The 19,325-nt window shown below is 60.3% G+C and carries 14 protein-coding genes; 8 read left to right on the forward strand and 6 right to left on the reverse strand.

Annotation, left to right across the window (positions count from 1 at the left end; translation table 11 throughout):
* Window positions 1–11 precede the first annotated feature (11 nt).
* The 3 genes from HDF16_RS12705 to HDF16_RS12715 are packed head-to-tail and all read right to left on the reverse strand — an operon-like array spanning window position 12 to window position 3,487.
* Complete coding sequence (locus HDF16_RS12705) at window positions 12–1,106, reverse strand: alanine racemase (protein WP_184217080.1); 1,095 nt, start codon at window positions 1,104–1,106, stop codon at window positions 12–14.
* The gene (locus HDF16_RS12710; RefSeq protein WP_184217081.1) at window positions 1,087–1,890 is read right to left on the reverse strand and encodes an IclR family transcriptional regulator; all 804 of its coding nucleotides are present in this window, start codon (window positions 1,888–1,890) and stop codon (window positions 1,087–1,089) included. The genes HDF16_RS12705 and HDF16_RS12710 overlap by 20 nt, the downstream gene beginning before the upstream one ends.
* Window positions 1,880–3,487, reverse strand: a complete 1,608-nt coding sequence (locus HDF16_RS12715; protein ID WP_184217082.1) for an N-acyl-D-amino-acid deacylase family protein — start codon at window positions 3,485–3,487, stop codon at window positions 1,880–1,882. The genes HDF16_RS12710 and HDF16_RS12715 overlap by 11 nt, the downstream gene beginning before the upstream one ends.
* 183 nt (window positions 3,488–3,670) lie before the next feature.
* On the opposite strand from HDF16_RS12715, the gene HDF16_RS12720 reads away from it, so the two are divergent.
* Together HDF16_RS12720 and HDF16_RS12725 are read left to right on the forward strand one after the other, a co-directional pair.
* A complete protein-coding gene (locus tag HDF16_RS12720; protein WP_184217083.1) occupies window positions 3,671–4,510 on the forward strand; it encodes an amidohydrolase family protein in 840 nt (279 codons plus the stop codon).
* 153 nt (window positions 4,511–4,663) lie between these two features.
* Window positions 4,664–5,755, forward strand: coding sequence for a family 10 glycosylhydrolase (locus tag HDF16_RS12725; RefSeq protein WP_221312705.1), 1,092 nt, complete (start codon window positions 4,664–4,666; stop codon window positions 5,753–5,755).
* A 13-nt stretch (window positions 5,756–5,768) separates the two neighbouring features.
* On the opposite strand, the gene HDF16_RS12730 is transcribed toward HDF16_RS12725, so the two are convergent.
* Complete coding sequence (locus tag HDF16_RS12730; protein ID WP_221312706.1) at window positions 5,769–7,802, reverse strand: glycoside hydrolase family 20 zincin-like fold domain-containing protein; 2,034 nt, start codon at window positions 7,800–7,802, stop codon at window positions 5,769–5,771.
* Between the two features lie 307 nt (window positions 7,803–8,109).
* On the opposite strand from HDF16_RS12730, the gene HDF16_RS12735 reads away from it, so the two are divergent.
* The 3 genes from HDF16_RS12735 to HDF16_RS12745 all read left to right on the forward strand — a co-directional run bounded on the left by HDF16_RS12735 (window position 8,110) and on the right by HDF16_RS12745 (window position 14,449).
* Window positions 8,110–11,403, forward strand: coding sequence for a TonB-dependent receptor (locus HDF16_RS12735; RefSeq protein WP_184217086.1), 3,294 nt, complete (start codon window positions 8,110–8,112; stop codon window positions 11,401–11,403).
* 153 nt (window positions 11,404–11,556) lie between these two features.
* Window positions 11,557–12,891, forward strand: a complete 1,335-nt coding sequence (locus tag HDF16_RS12740; protein WP_184217087.1) for an aspartate aminotransferase family protein — start codon at window positions 11,557–11,559, stop codon at window positions 12,889–12,891.
* Between the two features lie 19 nt (window positions 12,892–12,910).
* Window positions 12,911–14,449, forward strand: coding sequence for an N-acyl-D-amino-acid deacylase family protein (locus tag HDF16_RS12745; protein ID WP_184217089.1), 1,539 nt, complete (start codon window positions 12,911–12,913; stop codon window positions 14,447–14,449).
* On the opposite strand, the gene HDF16_RS12750 is transcribed toward HDF16_RS12745, so the two are convergent.
* Window positions 14,406–15,335: a DMT family transporter gene (locus tag HDF16_RS12750; RefSeq protein ID WP_221312707.1), complete on the reverse strand. Its 930-nt coding sequence runs from the start codon at window positions 15,333–15,335 to the stop codon at window positions 14,406–14,408. The genes HDF16_RS12745 and HDF16_RS12750 overlap by 44 nt on opposite strands.
* 44 nt (window positions 15,336–15,379) lie before the next feature.
* Window positions 15,380–16,408, reverse strand: coding sequence for a 3-hydroxyacyl-CoA dehydrogenase family protein (locus HDF16_RS12755; RefSeq protein ID WP_221312708.1), 1,029 nt, complete (start codon window positions 16,406–16,408; stop codon window positions 15,380–15,382).
* 136 nt (window positions 16,409–16,544) lie between these two features.
* On the opposite strand from HDF16_RS12755, the gene HDF16_RS12760 reads away from it, so the two are divergent.
* Genes HDF16_RS12760 through HDF16_RS12770 form a run of 3 tightly spaced genes read left to right on the forward strand, consistent with a single transcriptional unit; the run spans window position 16,545 to window position 19,313 of the window.
* Window positions 16,545–16,949 (forward strand): RidA family protein, encoded by a 405-nt coding sequence (locus tag HDF16_RS12760; RefSeq protein ID WP_184217093.1) that lies wholly within the window; start codon window positions 16,545–16,547, stop codon window positions 16,947–16,949.
* A complete protein-coding gene (locus tag HDF16_RS12765; protein ID WP_184217095.1) occupies window positions 16,939–18,276 on the forward strand; it encodes a neutral/alkaline non-lysosomal ceramidase N-terminal domain-containing protein in 1,338 nt (445 codons plus the stop codon). The genes HDF16_RS12760 and HDF16_RS12765 overlap by 11 nt, the downstream gene beginning before the upstream one ends.
* A complete protein-coding gene (locus tag HDF16_RS12770; protein ID WP_184217096.1) occupies window positions 18,273–19,313 on the forward strand; it encodes a Gfo/Idh/MocA family protein in 1,041 nt (346 codons plus the stop codon). Before HDF16_RS12765 ends, HDF16_RS12770 begins: the two co-directional genes overlap by 4 nt.
* The last annotated feature ends 12 nt before the right edge of the window (window positions 19,314–19,325 follow it).

The following is a 19,325-nucleotide window of genomic DNA, read 5'->3' on the forward strand; positions in this document are numbered from 1 at the left end:
CTTTCACTGCGTCACTGCACGCGACCGCGCGCAGCCACCTTCCACACGGTCTCCACCTGCTCGCCCCGGATGCCGTAGATCGTATCGTGCATGTTAATGGTTGCGCAGACATGGTTCGGCACCACGCGTAGGCGCTCACCGAGCTTGTACGCACGACTGCTGTTCGTGACATCGATGTGGCCATGCTCTTCGCTCAGGCCGTAGAGGACTGCATCAGCGTCGGCGAGGATGACACCGTGCCCTAGGTGGTCGCCCGTCAGCAGGCGGTCGGACGAGAAGGTCTTCGAGCCGCCATCGAGAATCACGCGATCGTTGACTGCGGTACTCACCACGGTGGTCATAACGGTCAACGCGCAGTTCTCCAGCGTAGCGAAGCCGCCGGCCACGAGGTTTCGATCGTTCAGCGGATACATGCCCGGGCGAATCTCCGTGAGGTGAGAAAACTCCGTCGAGCGCGGCGCCATCGGCGTCGATCCTCCGCTGACTACCGGCACATCCAGGCCCGCTTTGACCAGCGCGGCATACGCAGCTTCGACGGCGGCGTTCACCTTCGGCAACAAGAGATTCTGTTCTTCCAGCGGCACCATCATGTGACCCGGATAAAACATCAGGCCGCCGAAATGTGCGCCATTCAGCTTCTCAATTTTACGGGCGAGGTCGACGGCAAGCTCCGGCGTCGCCACCCCACAGCGACCGAAGCCGACATCGATCTCAACGAGGATCGGCAGATCATAACCAATCGCTGTGCTCGCTGAGGCTAGGCACTCCGCTGAATCGAACGAGTCTACAGAGACCGAAAGTTTTGCCAGATCTTTCAGCGCAAGCAGGGCGTCGGCCTTCTGCTTAGAGACGATGGGATACGCGATGAAGATGTCTTTTAGACCGCCAGCGGCCATCACCTGCGCTTCGCTGGGTTTCGCGGCTGTGATGCCTACCGCGCCCATCGACACCTGCTGCAGCGCAAGCTCGGGAATCTTGTGCGTCTTGACGTGCGGGCGCAGCTTCATGCCGGTCCGCGCGGAGTACTCCGCCATGCTCGCAAGGTTTCTCTCCATTACATCGAGATCCACCAGCACCGCCGGCGTATCAAGCTCGCTGATATGCATCCGTCTCCTCGTTCTTCAGATATCCCCACGAGTACGAGAGCGCAGTCGTACACGCCTTAAGAACTTCCGCAAGTTGCGGCAGATTGTCTGAACGAATCTGATTCACCGTACCCGCAATGCTGACGGCAGCGAGCGGCCTGCCATCATCCCCAAAGACAGGGGCACCCAGGCAGCGCCATCCAATCTCGTCTTCTTCGTCATCGACGGAGTAAGTGCGCTTCTGAATCTTCGCGAAGTCTTCCTGCACCTTGCGCAACGTTGAAAGGGTGTTCTCGTTATGCCGGGGAAACTTGCGCAGACGGTAGAGGGTGTTCAACTCGTCCTCCGGCATGTACGCGCCAAGCGCTTTGCCGATGCCGGTGCAGTGAATCTCCATGCGCTTGCCGCGCCACGTCGCCAGACCGTTCGAGCCCGGAGGATCGTACTTTGCCACCAACACCGCCTCGTACTTGTCGAGCACGCCCATATGCACTGTGAGGTTCGTCTGCTCCATCAACTGGCGGAGGAACGGTGCGGCCTGCTCGCGGATGGGCAGCCCGTTGAGCGAGGTGTTCGCAAGGCCAAAGAGCTTCAGGCCGAACATGTAGCGTCCCGTCTGCTTGCTGCGGTGGAGATATCCCAGACGTTCGAGCGTCAGCAGGAGGCAATGGATCGAACTCTTTGGCAGGTTCGAGCTTTCGACAAACTGCGAAAGCGACAAGCCATTTCGCGAGTGCGCCAGCGATTCCATCAGCATGAGGGCGCGTTCCACGGCAGGGACAGAAGGCGTTCGGTCAGCGGCCATAGTGGAGTTCTCCTATCGTATTCTGTGTCGATGGATGGGTCACTCTAGCATGCGCAAGTGCCCTTCCTGACGATAGAATACCGCGCTCATCCAATAGGCTGGACGATTTTGGGAGCAGGGTTTGCCCCCTCATGACCAGATGAATCCCTACAGGCGCGCCTGTGGGATGCTCGAAGGTTGCCGTGCTCGCGACAGTTTCTGGATGGAAGACAACGAGGTCCGCGCGTAGTCCCGGAGCAATCTTGCCTCGATCGTGAAGACCGAGACGCTGGGCTGGGGCGCCTGTAATCTTGCGTACACCTTCGGCGAGCGAGAGCCACTTTCTCTCGCGGATGAACTCGCCGAGCCACGCGGGAAAGGCACCCGAGAGGCGCGGGTGTGGACGTTCCGCTACGTAGAAACCATCGGTGATGATCGAACTCAGGGGATGCGTCAGCGTCTCGCGGAGATTTGCATCGCTCTGATTGAAGGCTACGATGTTCACCTTGCCGGCCTCCTCGCGGAGCAGATCCAGCACGGTCTGCGCGGGCGCAATGCTGCGCGCTTCGGCGATTTCTTCGATGTGCTTACCGATCAGTTCGCGATTCGCTTCGCTGCCGAGAGAGGAGACAAAGATGTCACTCCATGCCTGCGCGGTCTGCTGGTTGAGGGCGAGCTCCAACTCGGCGCTTGCCTCGACCGAATTGAGCTTCTGCAACAGCCCCGCCGATCCACCCGAGAGCGCGCTCTGGGGCAGCAACTGCGTCATGACCGTGCTGCCGGCAAGATAGGGATAGCAGTCGAACGCCACGTCGATACCCTCGGTGCGAGCGGCTTCAATGCGGTCCAGAGCTACGCGTTGCTTGTGCCAGTTGTCGCGGCCTACCGCCTGAAGGTGAGAGATCTGCAGACGGCAACCGGTGCGCCGGGCCAGTTCAATCTGCTCTTCGACTGACTCCACTAGCTCCCAGGAGTAGCTGCGCATGTGCGTGGTATAGAGCTTGTCGTGTTTCGCGACCACACGGCAAAGCGCCTCTAGCTCCGCGAAAGGTGCCTCCGATCCCGGAGCGTACATAAGCCCGGTGGAGAAGCCGATTGCGCCGTCGGCCAGCGCTTCATCGAGCACGCCCTCCAGATTATCGAGATGTCGAACCTCGCGGACTGCGGCATCCGCTCCCAGCACTGCTGTTCGTAGCGCACCATGTCCGATCAGGGATTCCACGCCGACCAGCCGCGACTGTTCGCGCACTGCCTGCAAATAGGCCGCAGCCGTGGTCCAGGTTCCGGCACCATTAAGGATGCCTTCATTTTGCTCCGCAAGCAGAGCCGCGTGGTGGCCGCATGGGTAAGGAGAGAAGCCGCAGTTACCAACGACCTCCGTCGTGATGCCCTGATCGCTCTTCTCGTGGCGATTCTCGAGCACCTTCAGGTCGCTGTGGCTGTGCATGTCGATGAAGCCCGGCGCGATAACCATGCCACGCAGATCGATCTCGTCCGCATCGGCCGGCCGGGGCACGTCGCCTACCGCGACGATGAGGCCTTCGCCCACAAGCACGTTGCCCTTGTAGGGCCCCGCTCCACTGCCATCCACGATGAGAGCATTGCTTAGGTACAGCATCCTAGCCACCTGAAATGATGTCTGTGAGGTTTCGAGTGTAGCAGTCAGTGCGCGGCGGCCTTACGTGTCCGCTTTTCTGCATGACCGCGTCGTCCAATATGCTGGACGCGCTTTCCGCGCCGTAGCTTACCGCACTTGACGGCGTTGCAACTGGAGTTAGGCTCATAAGGCAAGGAGACCGCGATGATCGTCGATTGCCACACCCACCTATGGAAGGCCGAAGACTGGAGCGAAGAGATGGAGCGCGAAGCCACCATTGCCCGTGGCGCTCCAGCGCAGATCGAGATCGCCGAGGATGATCACTGGGCTGCCATGGCACCGGTTGAGAAAGCGATTGTCTTCGGCTTCCACTCGAAGCATCTCGGCCTGGTTGTGCCCAACGACCGCGTGAAGGCTTATGTCGCACAGCATCCGGAGAAGTTGATCGGGTTCGCCTGCCTCGACCCGAACGAGCCCGATTATCTGGAAGATATGAAGAAGTGCTTCCTTCGCGATGGCTTTCGCGGCTTGAAGCTTGCGCCGATCTATCAAAATTTCCACCCGATGGACGATCGCATGCAACCGGTCTACGCTTTCTGCGAAGCGCACGGCATTCCGGTTCTGGTGCATCAGGGAACGACCTTCCCGCGCCGCGCACCGCTGAAGTACGCTCTGCCTATCCAGATCGAAGACGTCGCACTTGCATACCCGAAGTTGAAGATCATCGTCGCGCACATGGGGCATCCGTGGGTGGAGGACGCGGTGGTGCTGATCCGCAAACAGCCCAATGTGTTCTCCGATATCTCAGCCCTCTACTATCGCCCGTGGCAGTTCTACAACGCGCTGATGCTGGCGCAGGAGTATGGCTGCGGGCATAAACTGCTGATGGGGTCGGATTACCCGTTCACCACACCCGGCGAGACCATGGCTGCGCTACGCAATGTGAACCACATTACCGGAAACTCCGGCCTGCCGCGCATCTCCGAGAAACTCACCGAGGGCATCATCGAACGCGACACGCTAGCGCTATTGGGCATTGCATAGCGTCCATCCTGCTGAACGCGGCGTGAGCCGCGGATGCGGAAGACGGGCGGTATCCGTTACAGTGCGAGGATGGATTCCCTTAGCCGCCGCAGACTTTTGCAACTTCTTCCCGCCGCCGCTGCGGCAACTTCCTTGCCTCGCGTGGAGGCACAGGTGCCCGCGAACCAGCCGCTCGCCGCAGTGGCACGCGCTCCGCGTCCGGCGAAGGAGGTTCGCGCTATCTGGATCCATCCGGAGCAGCACACCGACGCGGATGAAAAGACCGGTAGGGCCCAAATCAAGGCGACGGTGGACCGCTATGCACGCGCTAACTTCAACCTCATTTTGCCGTGGACCGTCAGCGGCTATCTCGCCGCACTGGAGCACGAGGAGTATCGCGCCGATCATCCGACCGCGCGCTGGGACTGGCTCGGGTACCTGATCGAGGAGGCGTCGAAGAGTGGCCTCGAAGTCGACATGTGGTACAGCTTCACCGACTACCGCGACCCGAAGTCGCCTGAGTTCAACCCCGCGATTGGCGGCAGCCCCGCGTGGATGGCTAAGCGGATTGACGAGCTTCGACCAAACCAGACGGTGATGGAGCTGGACAAGCGCGTCGACAACGTCTGCCCGCAGCACTACCAGGCGCGTCAATGGATGCAGGCACAGCTTGAACGTACGATTGCGCGCTACCCGAAGCTGCACGGGCTGCACCTGGAAGAACCCGGTTATGGCACGCGCGGCTACTGTCTCTGCGAGCTTTGCAATACTGTGTTCGCGCAACTGCATGGGCGGCCGCTCATCGACTCGCTCGAGACGCCGCAGGCCGAAGACTTCCGCACGCTGGGCAACAGCGCCATGGTGGAAGAGCTTCGAAAGCAGCTATCGGACAAGCATCCCAACATGCTGCTCTCGGCCAATGGTGGCCACGACTGGCGTCACGACCGCATCCGTGGTCGCGACTGGGGCCGTTGGGGCGCGGCTGGCTGGCTGCGATACTACGTCCCGCAGGTGTATGTCTCCGATCTTGGTATCTTCCGCGAGCAGCTCGCGCTTACGCTCGACGACATTGGCCGCTCCTGCCCCGTGTATGCGGGCATGGCCCTCGACTCGACTTCTGGGAAGAACACGATTCAAAACATCGCTCAACAGATTGAAACTGCGCGCGATCTCGGAGCGCCGGGCGTGGCACTGTTCCACGGGGCGGCTTTCACGGACGAGCATCTCGAAGTGCTGCGCAATGGAGTCTTCAAGCGGCCAGCGTAGTCGCGGCGAAGGCCTACCGCACCGCCAACACCTGCGCCAACGTAGGTCGCGGATCGCCCTGTTTGAAGTCGGCAACGACGGTCCAAAGGCTTGCCTGTAGATGGCGCCAGTAGAGTTCCTCGGCTTCCCATCGCACCACGGCGGTCTGCAACCGATAAGGCTTGTACTGTTTCAGCCACTCTGCGCGATATTGCTGCTGCAGCTCTGCGGAGAGGTCGAGCAGGTCGCCGACGCGGCTGTGGTTGCGCGCCGTGGTCTCACGCTTCAGATAGTGCATGTCGTCCACGGAAGGATGGTCGTTCAAGCCGTCGAAGAGCTCTGCGATCTCCGCGGCGTATAGAAACTTCATGCCCGTGTAGTCGATCATACGGGCGGCGAGCAACAGGCTCTCTACATCCGACTTGTCATCTGCAGACGCCGATTGCGAGTCGGCAGGGACGAGCGCTTCGATGGCCTCTTCAGCAGCGAGCCGGGCGTCCCGTAGCGCCTTGCTGTTCTTCTTTGCTCGATCGAGAGTTTGTGAGTGAAAGGGATCGTCCCACATGCGGAAGCTGGTCTCGGAACCTAGCGCCTGAATCAAGAGGGACTGCGAGTTTTCGATCGCGGCGAGGGCCTTCGCTATGTCACTAGCAATCGGTACGGGATAACGCAGGTTCGCGTACTCCGCAAAGAAGCGCGGGCGATTTACCGCTTGCGGCTGCCATGCTGCAATCGCTCCGTAGGCCATCGCGGGTTCGGCTTCGCGATGCAGCGCCTGGGCGGAGTCTGACCAGACGGTGTTGAGCAGACCGATGACATTGGCCTTGCGTCCCGCTGCGAGAAAGCCATCGATGTTGGTGAAGGTGCTATCAAAGTCCGGCGCGATGTTGTCCCAGTCGGAGATACCGCTCGCAACGAGGATGGGAACGTGGCTGGCGGCGAAGAGGTCGAGAAGGTTGTCGTAGCTGGGCCGGGCATCGTAAAGCCACGGGACCGCGATCGCGTTCTTCGGTAGTCCTGCCGCGAGTCCCGGATACTTGTTGAAGATGTAAGCGCCTTCGTCGATGTCCGCCCAGAAGAGTGGCCGTTTGCCGAGATCGGATGCAAGTTTCGCCATGTGCTGTAGATGCCGCAGCCAGAGGACATCGGGCGCAACTCCGCCCGCAGCCTTGCTTCCCGCGCGCTCCAGCTCAAAGGGCTCATCGAAGCCAAGATGAATCCATGGGCTGGGGAAGATCGCGGCGTACTGGCGCAACCAGTCGTCGAGCAGTTTCTGCACCTCTTCGTGCGCGGGGTTGGCTTCGCCGCCGTGACGTAGCGCGGCTTCGTTGCTGTACTTCTCCTGGCGAAAGAGATCATGTAAGTGACCGTACAGCTCTACGCACGGCACGACGTCAATGTGTCGCTCGCGTGCGTAGGCTACGATTTCTGCGATGTCTTGCTTTGTCCAGTCCGAAGGCTGCTGCAGGAGCGGGTAGCCCTCTAGTTTAAGATTCGCTTCGACGTAGAAGAAGTATTGATTGGCCTTGAAGCGAGCGAGCAGATCGAGCTGTCGCTTCACCTCGGCGATTTTGGGCACCGCGCCGTGGCTGGTGTCCATCATCAGGCCGCGGTAGGGAAGGCTTGGCCAGTCTTCGATTTCGACTTGGGGCAGGGAAGTCGCTTCGACGAGTTGTTGCAACGTCTGTACCGCGTAGAACTCTCCGGCACGGGTGCGGGCACGGATGCGAACGCTAGAAGCATCAATGGAGAGGCTGTACCACTCGCGACCGTTCTGGCCGCCGTGATCGTCGACTCCGGGTAGATCTTCCCCGGTTTGGCTGTGCGAGAAGAGCACCGTGATTTTGCCTTGGTTTCTAGTGCCGCAGTGTTCGATCAGCATTGCACGAAGCGACGCAACGGCTTGCGGATCGGCATCGGAGTTATCGGACACGGCGAGATCGCATAGCCGCACGGCACCGGCTCCGTAGGCAATCTTCTGCACTGCGGGCAGCAACGACGTGTGTTGTGCGTGTGCCTGCATGGCACCGGGCAGCGCGGCTACGCCGACAGCGCACAGGAGTTTCATGAGCTTCATATGAGGAGGATAGCTTGCAACGGCGCGTCGACGGTCATCAATAGGGCATGAGTTTTTCCTGGTGAAGGCCTCTTGTCCAAGGCGCTGGACGATACCGCAAACAACGGCACTTTTCTGCTTGGCAAGCTGCTGCATCCGGCGCACAGTGAATCATCGATACACCGCACCTGCTTGTTTTGGCGCTCGATCTTCGAGTCAGGCCAGTGGTCTATCCGCATTTACAGAGCCTTTTCGACGTGTCTGTTCTCCGCTTCATCCGTTTCGCCGCTTCACCCACTTCGACCCGAGGACGCTTCCCATGAAACGCTTCGCCGCCCTGATCTCACCTTTGCTTCTCCTCTGCTTGATCTGTATTTCAGGCACCGCGTTGGGCCAGTCGATCTCCGGAACGTTGGTAGGTTTGGTGACTGACCCCAGCGGCGCCGCCGTCATCGGAGCCAAAGTCACGGTTCGCGATACAGCGACCAACCAGAGCTTCCAGCTCACCACCGGCAAGGACGGCGAATACCGCGCTCCAAACCTTGAGCCGTCGACCTACGAGATCACCATATCCGCGGCCGGGTTTTCGAACGCTACGGTCAACAGCGTGCGATTGCTTGTGAATGCTACTCAGCGTAACGACGTAAAACTAGTCATCGGAAGCGCGAATAATACGGTAGATATCTCCGCCGCTCCGGATGCGATCACCACGGATTCGGCCTCAATCGGCACAGTCATTGACGGACAACAGATCGCTCGCTATCCGCTCAACGGTCGAACCGTGGACAGTGCGCTTCTCTTTGTAGCGGGTAACACGTCGGACAGTGCTGCGGCTCCGAACATCGGCGGCGCTACGCGATGGGGCGGAACCTACTACACAGTGGATGGCGTTCCATTCAACGACCTTGGCAATGGCTCGGCGGCGTACTCCTATGATTCGGGACTTTCAACGCTACCTTCGACCGAGACGATCCAGGAGATCAAGGTGGAGAGCTCGCTCGCGAAGGCGGAGTTTGAAGGCGGCTCGGCGGTATCCATCATCACAAAGTCCGGCAGCAACAGGTTCCACGGCGAGATCTATGAGTTCAACCGGAACCGTGCGTATGCTGCCCGTGACTTCTTTACGAAGGACGGCGTTACAGCCAAGCCTGAGCTGAACCGCAACGAGTTTGGTGGCACGCTCGGCGGCCCCATCTGGAAGGACAAGACATTCTTCTTCGGCAGCGCGGAGTACTTCTTCTATCGTGCGGGCCATCCGCGGAGCTTCATCGTTCCCACGGACGCGGAACGTACAGGCGATTTCTCCGCGCTCGGCAAGACGCTTTATGACCCAGCGACCGGGTTGCCATTTGCGGGGAACCAACTTACAGCAATTGATCCACGCGCCGCGGCGATCGTTGCTTTCATGCCGCATGCGAATCTTCCGAACGCGGCACCTGGAACCAACAACCTTACCGAGTACTACCCAACGAAGTACGATCTACAGCGCTACACCTTGAAGTTCGACCACAATCTGGACAAGGTTCACACGCTGACGCTCGGTGGTACTTATTCCTTTCCCAACCAGTACTTCTCACCGAACGGTACACCGGCGGAGTACGGAAACTACGCAAACGCCGGCTATAAGACGCAGTCGGCATTCCTGCGCGACAACATGGTTTTCTCCGCGCACCTGCTGAACGAGATTCACTACGCCTATCTCAGCCACCGCAGCATCCGCCTGGGGCAGAACGCGAACTTCGACCCCACGTCGCTCTTTCCCGGTTTGTACGGTCCCTTTGCTATCGGCGGCCTGCCGACAGTCGGCTTCAATGGGCTCTATGACAGCGTGGGCGACACCGGCGGCAGTGGTTACTCGCCTGAGACCACGCAACAGATACTCGACAACTTCACCCTTGTACACGGCAAGCACACGTTCAAGTTTGGCGGTGCCATTAACTTCAATGCCATCGCCATCAAGGCAGGCACAAGCAACGCGAACGCCCTTGGCAACTTCGGCTTCACGGGTCGCTACACTTCAGATGCGCAGGATCCAGGGGCCTGTACTGCGAATGCGGCCGCGTGTAGCACCGGCGACCCCTTTGCCGACTTCCTCCTGGGCGATGCAAATAGCACGGCCCGCGCTATTCCGCAGATACCCAATTATGAAAAGTACAAGGACGTCGCGTTCTTCGGTCAGGACGACTGGAACCTCACGTCGCGCATCACGCTGAACTTCGGCATGCGCTGGGAGATGCAGACAACGCCTACCGAAGCGCATGGCGACTTCACTAATTTTGACTTCGCCACCGGCCAGTTTGTCATTCGCTCCGACCACGGCGCGCTGCCGAAAGACGTGAATCCCACTGTGCTCGCCGCTTACCCCGGGACATATACGACCTCAGAAGCGGTAGGCTGGGGAAGTTCCGTAATCAACACGGACAAGAAGGACTTCGGTCCGCGCTTCGGTTTCGCGGCCCGTCCCTTGAACACGGACAAGCTGGTTGTTCGCGGTGGCTATGGCATCTACTACAACCTCATTCCGCCATACATTGGTGAGCGTGAGGTGTCACAGTTGAACTTTCCGTTCACTCTGAACCAGACCTATACGGCGACTTCAGCTATCGCTCCGCAACTGACCTTGGCGAACCCCTTCCCCGGGACGGGAGCGATCGCCGCCAACCCAACCATCTATGCGGTCAATCGTGATCTAAAGAATGCCCGCGTACAACAGTGGAACCTCACGGTGGAACAGGTCCTGCCAAAGAACTTTGGCGTGCGGCTTTCCTACATCGGCAACCGCGCGACGCAGGCTCCTTGGTATGTCTACAACAAGAACCTGCCCTCACCGATGCGCCCGCTGGGTTCGCTGCAGTCAGGTCGTCCGTACCAGCCCTGGGGAAGTATCCTGACGCTGGTCTCGAAGGGATTCTCGAAGACCAACCAGCTTCAATTTGAAGCCACCAAGCGTACCGGCCACGGGCTCTACCTACAGACCAGCTACACCTATAACCAATCGCTGGATGACGTGCCGATCGTGGGGACCCCGCAAGACCCCTACAATCCCACTGCTGATGTAGGCAACACCGACGGCACGCGTCATCACAACTTCTTTCTCACCGGCACGTATGAGTTGCCAATCCAGTTCCATGGCTTCGGCGAGCGCGCTGTGAACGGATGGTCTATCTCGAGTCTGACCCAGGTTCGCTCTGGTTCACCCTTCACACCGACCTTCTCGATTCCGGGTACGGTCAATGGCCAGTCCACTGTGGGCTGGTATGCGACGCGGGCCAACGTGGTTCCGGGGGCAGGAGTCTATAGTGGAGCGCACTCTCGTGACCTGTGGTTCAATCCTGCGGCGTTTACTGCGCCAGCTCCGTTCACCTTTGGCACGGCACGGCGCAACTCGTTGATTGGACCGAATGAGACGGGCGTAGACCTCAGCCTGGAGAAGAAGACGAAGCTGTGGGAGAGCGCGAATCTCCTGCTTCGCTTCGACGCCTTCAACGTGCTCAATCACCCGAACTTCTCCAACCCTTCCGGCAACATCTCCTCCTCGGCAGTCGGCACCTTCGATTCGACGGGTAACGTCGCCAATCGCCAGGTGCAGATTGGCGGCAAGATCGTCTTCTAGCCGATCGTGGCGGACTCCGGGGTATCGTCCAGCAGCATGGACAGAACCCCGGAGGCGCTCGATTTTTACCGTAAAGAACATCTCCCTTGCCTACAGTAGGGAGCAGTCTCCCCAGAACGCATTGTCTGGACCCCGAACTTTCCAAGCAGGCCGATGCCAAATTATCCAAAATCCGAAGCGATTCTGAGCGCGAATACGCAGTACATTCCAGGTGGAGTGGTCTCCACTAACCGTGCCGTCGATCCTCCCATCGTCTTTGATCGTGCGCTCGGTGCCTACATGTGGGACGTTGAAGGCAACCGCTTCATCGACTTCCACGCCGCCTTCGGCCCCTACGTGCTGGGTCATAGCGACGAGTACGTAAACAACGCCGTCCGTCGCGTGCTGGATGAACAGCGCAGCCTGTATGGCTCCGGTACAACCACACTCGAGGGACAGCTGGCGCAGATGATCTGCGATGCCGTGCCCGCAGTCGAGAGCGTTCAGATTTTGAACACCGGAAGCGAAGCCACCTATCAGGCGCTTCGGCTTGCACGAGCATCGACCGGACGCTCGCACATCATCAAGCCGCAGGGTGGATATCACGGCTGGCACAATGACGTTGCCTGCAACCTGATGACGCCCCTGGGCGTGCTGGGGGAACGCCGCGTCGCGGACGAGTACCCGTTCCTGCCCATCAGCGCGGGCATCCCGGAAGAGCACAGCTCGCTGGTGCATCCGGTGAACTTCAACGACCTCGAGTCGGTCGAAGCGATGTGCCGCAAGTATCCCATCGCCGGGCTTATCTGCGAACCAATTCTGCAGAACGTCGGCATCATTCGGCCCCAGCCGGGGTACCTCGAAGGGCTCCGTGCGCTCGCGGACAAGTACGGCTTCATCCTCATCTTCGACGAGGTGAAGACGGGCTTCCGCCATGCTCTGGGCGGGTTCTCGACGCTCTCGGGCGTAAGGCCCGACCTCGTCGTCTACGGCAAGGCGATCGCGAACGGGTACCCCATCGCAGTCATCGGCGGAAGAAAGGACTTGATGGACCTCTTCGTCAGCCCCGACCCCAGACGGCGTGTGCTGCTTGCCGGCACATACAACGGGCATCCGGTGCCGACGGTCGCCGCCATCGCGACGATCGAGCGGCTCGCGGAGAATAACGGCGCTGTCTATCAGCACATGGAAGAGCTTGGCTGCGAGATGCAGCGCGGCCTGGAAGAGATCTTCAAGAAGGCTGGCACAGAGGCCGTAGTGGCGCGGCAGGGATCGGCATTCTGCGCCTACTTCATGGACCACCTGCCGGTGGACTGGCACGATCTCGCGGCGAACCACGATGCGGACCTCGACGGCCTTATCCGGCGCGAATTGCTGGGCCACGGCGTGTACTATTTCCAGCTGCCGATGAAGCAATGCTCGCTGTCAGCGGCGCATACGAGGGACGACGTGCGCTACACACTGCAGGCAGTGGCGGAGTCGCTGGCAGCGGTGACCTGCCGCCACTAGCGTGTGAGACGCTGGAGATATGAGTCAACTGCACGACGCGCGACCGCTGGTATTGTTGGGAGGTATGCTCGCCGATGGATCGGGCGAGGAGATTCGCCCAGGGAATGTGCTGATCCACGGCGACCGGATCGTTACGGTCGGGCACTTCGATCTGCCTGCTGATGCCAGCATCATCGACTGCACGAGTCTCGTCGTCGCTCCGGGATTCATCGATGTGCATTCCCACTCCGATCTGCAGGTGCTGGAGGGGCGGCGTGAAAAGCTTCTGCAGGGCGTCACCAGCGAGGTCGTCGGCAACTGCGGTTTCTCTGCTTACCCGCATGGCGCACACGCCGCGGAGCTGCGCTCCTTCGCAAACGGAATCTTCTGCGGCGGCGATCACTGGGAATGGGATACCGCCGGCGAGTACCTGGCAGACACAGGTACCGAGGAAACTGTTGCCAGTGTCTACTCGTTGATAGGTCACGGCAGTCTTCGCGTCGCGGTCGCGGGCAATCGCATGGATGCGCTGGAAGAGCCGCTTCTCGCATCGATGGAGCAGAAGCTCGCGGAGGCGTTCGAGCAGGGGGCCATCGGCTTCTCCACTGGCCTGATGTACGCTCCAGGCTCCGGTGCGCCCGCTTCTGAACTTGAAAGGCTCTGTTCCGTCGTCGCCGCGCACGACAAGATCTACTGCACGCATATGCGGGACTACGGCTTCTACCTGCTCGAGGCCGTAGACGAACAGATCCGGCTGGCCGAGCGCACCGGCTGCCGCCTGCAGATATCTCACCTACAAGCGGTGGGGCGGCCCAACCGGGAGTTGAATGATCGCGCACTGGAGTGTATCGAAGCGGCTCATGAGCGCGGGGTCGATGTCGCCTTCGACTGTTACCCCTACATCGCCGGCAGTACTGTGATGACACAACTGCTGCCGCAGTGGGCGCTCCAGGGCGGAACTGCTGGAATGCTGACGCTGCTTGCAGCACCGACGCAGCGCGCCCGCATGGAGGAGGAGATGCTTGGCTCGATCGCGAACACCTGGGATGAGCTCTTCGTCTCTGCGGTGGGATCGGAACGTAACGCTCACGCTGTCGGCAAGAGTCTCGAAGAACTCGGTGAGCTTCGCCAGCAGCGGCCCGCTGATGTGATCTTTGACCTGCTGCTTGAAGAGCGCGGTCAGGTGAATGTGCTCGAGTTCAATCAGAGCGAAGAGAATCTGCGCCGCAACCTGAACCACCCGTTAGCGATCATCATCAGCGACGGCTTCTACGTGAAAGGGCGACCGCATCCACGGTTGCATGGCACCTTCCCTGAGCTTCTAGGCAACCTGTGCCGCGACCGACAGTGGATGCCGCTTGCTACCGCCATCCACAAGATCACCGGCCTCCCCTCATCGCGCTTTGGCATTGCAGAGCGCGGTTTTCTGCGGGCTGGCTATCTCGCCGATGTTACGGTCTTCGATCCCGCTACCATTCGTAGCCGCGCTACATACACCAACCCCGAGCAGTCGCCCGAAGGTGTGCACTACGTCTTCAGGGAAGGACGGTCTCTACTGGAGCCGGCTTCTCCAGCATAGTGATCAGCACGGTACTGAGCAGCACCAGGATTCCGCCAATCGCCGCGTAAGCGCTGATGCGCTCATGCAGCCAGATCGCGGCGATGGGAAGGCCAAAGAACGCTATGAGGTAGTTCGAAAGCGCGGCCTGAATGGCGTCGATCGACTTGAGGGCCTTGAGGAAGAGGATCATCGACAAGGTCGTGTGGAAGAGCATCAGCATGACAAGACCCGACCACGTGGTGAGCGTGAAGTGCGGAAGATTGCGGAAGCTGTCGCGTTCGAGCGCAACGACGAACGGGGTCATCAATAAGGTGAGACCGACGTAGGTCCAGAAGAGCATCTCCATAGGCGAGTGCCACTCGAGCGCCGCCTTGCCGTAGGAGTTGTAGAACGAGCTACCGAGGATAGCGCCAAAGACCAGCAGATTTCCCGCAAGCTGCCCCTTGTTGAAGCTCACCGAATGCACGTCGATGCCGGAGCATAAGCCCACGCCCGCAACGGCAAGAGCGAAGCTAGCCCAGCGCAGGCCGGTCATCTTCTCTTTGAGAAAGATGACGGCGAAGATTGCCGTCGTCACCGGAAGCGTGAGTGTGAGCAACGCGGCATTGCTGGCCAGCGACAGGCGCGTGCCCCAGGTCATGAAGAGTTGTCCGGGGATGACGCCGAAGACGCACAACACCGCGTAAATCACGAAGAGACTCGGTTTCTTCCTGTCCGTAGGTGCCACGGGTGCGTTCCTGCTCTCGCGTCGCTCTGCGAGCACGAAGGGGTACAGCACAGCGAGCGAGATAGCGGTGGGGAACCAGACGGTGAAGAGCGGTCCGCATTGGTCCTGAACCAGCTTGATGCAGGTAAACTGCAGCGCCCACATCAGGTTGCAGGAAAACAACAGGACCCACGACATGACTCTCGTGTTTGACTGGGGCATCGGGTTCGACTCGCTCGCGCTCACTTCGTTCCTTTCGCCGGCGTGTACTTCTCCGCAAGCTGTCGCATCTCGTAGGTGAACTGGACCCAGTCGCGCTCCCACTGCGCTGCGCTTGGCTTTGTGTACTTGTAGAAGCCCTTCTGGTTCGCGACGCCGAGCGCACCACGCTTCACCATCTGCTGCATCATCTTCGGCGTCTCAGTCTGGTTCGATAGCTCGCCCAGGAGACCGTCCATCACTGCCGCGTAGGCGGGAATGCCTGTCAGATCCATCCAGCGAAACGGCCCCGCGAGCAGCGCCCACCAGCCGATATCGTTGCGGAAGGACTGGTCCACCGTTTCAACGTCGGCAATGCCGGATTCGACCAGATAGCAGGCCTCGCGCAGCATCGCGTACATCATCCGGTTCGATAAAAATCCTCGAATGTCCTGCTTCAGAACCGCGGGCTCTTTGCCACAGGCCAGCCCGAAGTTCAGGGCGGCCTTCGTGGTCTGGCGGCTAGTCTTGTCACCGGGAATGATCTCGAGGTAGCGCATGATCTGTGCGGGCTCTCCCCAGTGCATGCCGATGAAGCGTTCCGGCGCGATGCGATTCTGTTGCAGCAGCGAGATGGGCAGGCTCGATGTGTTGGACGCGATGATGGTCTTCCGCGGCACGATCATCTCAAGCTCCGCGAAGATGGTGCGCTTCAGTTCCAGATCTTCGCGCACGCACTCCACTACGAGTGAACACCCAGAGAGGCCCTGCATGGAATCGACGAACTCCAGACGTGGCTTCCAGCTCGCTGAATGAGTCGGTTCGATGAGCTTCTGTTTTTTCAGCTCCGCAATCGCAGTGCGGGCGTGAGCGAGCGTGTCTTTGTAGCGCTTCCGGTCACTGTCGAATCCCACGACAACGTTGCCATGCGTAAGCAGACAAGTTGCGATCCCTTGTCCCATCAGGCCGAGTCCAATTACGCCCACGCGCATGGGCTTCGTAGTTCGGATAGACTTCGCCTTGGACGTAACCGGTGTACGTGTCGTTTGCTTGCCTGTCATGGATGTTTTCATTCTTCGGTGCTCGTCGCGTTGCGTCAAGGCGCATACCTATGCTGTCCAGTCCCTTGGACGCTCCGCGCCGGCGTATTCGGCGTATCGGCTTGCGGCACAGTATGGTAATCCTATCTTCCCTATAGAGGAGCCTGCCATGGCTTTCACCGCAGTCACGAATCCGAACCGCGCCGCCAGCACCGGGGCTTACTCCGACGGCCTTATCGTCGATGGCTGGTTGTATGTCAGCGGCCAGGGGCCGATCGATGTCGCCACGGGCAAGGCCGTCGCCGGCAACATCGAAGAAGAAGTGCGGCTGACGCTGCGGAACATGGGCGACGTGCTGAAGGCGGGCGGATGCTCCTACTCCGATGTAGTCCGCTGCACCGTACACCTGATCCGGATAGAAGACTTCGACCGCTTCAACACGGTCTACCAGGAGTTCTTCACCGGGACCCTGCCCACGCGCACGACGGTGCAGTCCATGCTGGGGCTCGGCATCAAGGTGGAGATCGACTGCATCGCGCGCATCCTGACGGCCGAGGTAGAGAGTGCCGGATAGCTGGAAGATCGGCATCGCAAGCCGGTGCATCACTCCACCCGTTGGCGGACAGATGGCCGGCTTCGACGCGCGCAAGCTGCCCTCGAACGACGTGCATGATGAGCTGCATGCTCGGGCGCTGGTCTTTGATGCCGCCGATTGCACGGTCGCGCTGATCAGCGTGGAGGTGATCGCAGTTTCCGCGCAATTTTCGGCGCGAGTTCGCGAGCGCATTGCTTCCGCGACCGGCATACCTGCCGCGCATATCATCCTCTCCGCGACGCACACCCACTGCGGACCGGTCACGCTGAATCACTTCTTCAACCAGGGGCAGCCGCTCGATGAGGTCTATCTCGAAACGCTCGCCACTGGAATTGCCAACGCGACGATCGAAGCCTTCGAGCGGCGTCGCGAGCGCACGCTGAAGACTGGCATGGTGCCGGTGAGCGGCATCGCCGTCAACCGGCGTACGGCGGATGGGCTGCCCGTCGATCCTTATGCCGGGGTCCTGCTCATCGAAGAAGGGAACGGGCAGCCCGCGGCGATTGCGGTGCTCTACGCCTGCCATACGACGGTGTTGGGACCGAACACGCTCAGCATCACGCAGGACTTTCCGTTCTACACGCTGGAGAAATTGCGCGCCTCGCTCGGCGTGGGTGTGGATGCGCTCTACTTCAACGGAGCGGAGGGCGACCTAAGCATCGGCCACAAGAGCGACCTGAGCGCCGTCGGCATCATTGACAGCTTCCGCACCTTCGAGACAGCCCAGCTGCTGGGGAAGCGCCTAGCCGATGCCGTGCTCTCCGGGCTTCCTTCGCTCGTAACGGAGCCAGCAACACTCGATGTTCGGACCGCGCATCCGAACCTTGCATTGAAGCAGTACGCTCCGCTCGCGAAGATGACGCGGGCGAAGACTGAAGCACTGGCGCAGTTGGTCGATGGTGGCGATACCAGTCCGGAGATGCTGGCCAAGCGACAGCGTTCACTCTTCGCGCGCATCGAGGAGTTCTACGCGAAGCTCTACGAAGAGTCCGCTGAGCCGGAGCCGAAGCATCTTCGGGTCGAGTGCGTCGCGCTGCGACTGGGCGGCATGGCCGTGGTCACGTTGCCGGGTGAGATCTTCGTTCGCATCGCGCTCGGTATTCGCGAAGGCTCGCCATTTACGCGCACCTGCCTCCTTGGGCTCGCCAACGACTACATTGGCTATGTGCCCGACGAGCAGGCAACCGCAACCTCCGGGTACGAGGTCGTCGCCTCACGGGTACCGGCAGCGGCTGGTCTTGTGTTGCAGAGAGCGGCCATCGACCTGCTCGTCGAACTCCACGCAAACGGGAAGGTCTCAGCATGAGCGACAAGATTCGAATGGGCGTGATCGGCGCCGGTATCATGGGTCAGCAGTACGTCCGCATCTACCAGGACCACCCTTATGCACGGGTTACGGCGGTTGCGGCAAGCCGCATCGAAAGTGCCGAGAAGGTGGCGCTGCAATACGGCGTGCCCACGGCTACCGCCGATTGGCGCACGATCACGGAGTCGCCGGAGATTGATGCTGTTTGCGTCGCTCTGCCCGACGACATGCACTTCGAGGCTACGGCCAGCGCGCTGAGTCATGGCAAGCACGTGCTCATTGAAAAGCCCATGACAACCAGCCTTTCCGAGGCCGACGAACTGGTACGCCTTGCCGAAGCCTCGGGCCTCAAGGTACAAGTTGCCTTCAATCACCGCTGGCTCGCGCCGTATCACCAGGGCAAGCTCTCCATCGCTGCTGGCGAGATCGGCCAACCGCTTACGGCGTATGCCCGCAAGAATGACACCATCTTCGTACCGACGAAGTTGATTCCTTGGGCAGCGCAGACGACTCCCGCGTGGTTCCTGAGCTGCCACGACATCGATCTCGTCACATGGTTCTTCGCCAGCGAGCCTGTGGAAGCGCGCGCCTGGGGCATCAAGCAGGTCCTCGTCGCGCAGGGCATCGACACCTACGACATGATCCAGGCGCAGGTACGCTACGCATGTGGTGCCATCGCCACCTTTGAGTCGGGCTGGGTCCATCCGAACACCTTTCCCACGATGGTGGACTCCTTCATCGGCCTAGTCGCAGAGCGTGGCCACCTGCACTTCGACCGCAAGCGCGAGAGCCTGGAGATGAGCACCAACGATCGCTTTATCTTCCCCAAGACGTTCCTCTCCGCCGACGTCTTCGGCACGCTGCGAGGAGCGTTCCCTTCGTGCCTCGATGACTTCATCAATGCCATTCGCAAAGATGTCGCGCCGGCGGTTGGGGTCCGTGATGGTCGCCGCGTTACCGCTGTGCTCACCGCCATCCATGAGTCGCTCGCGAACGGCGGAGCGAACGTCTCTGTTCCATCATTCACAGAAAACTAGCCAGAGGAGAGA

This window comes from Granulicella aggregans (assembly GCF_014203275.1).
In the GTDB taxonomy this organism is placed as follows: domain Bacteria; phylum Acidobacteriota; class Terriglobia; order Terriglobales; family Acidobacteriaceae; genus Edaphobacter.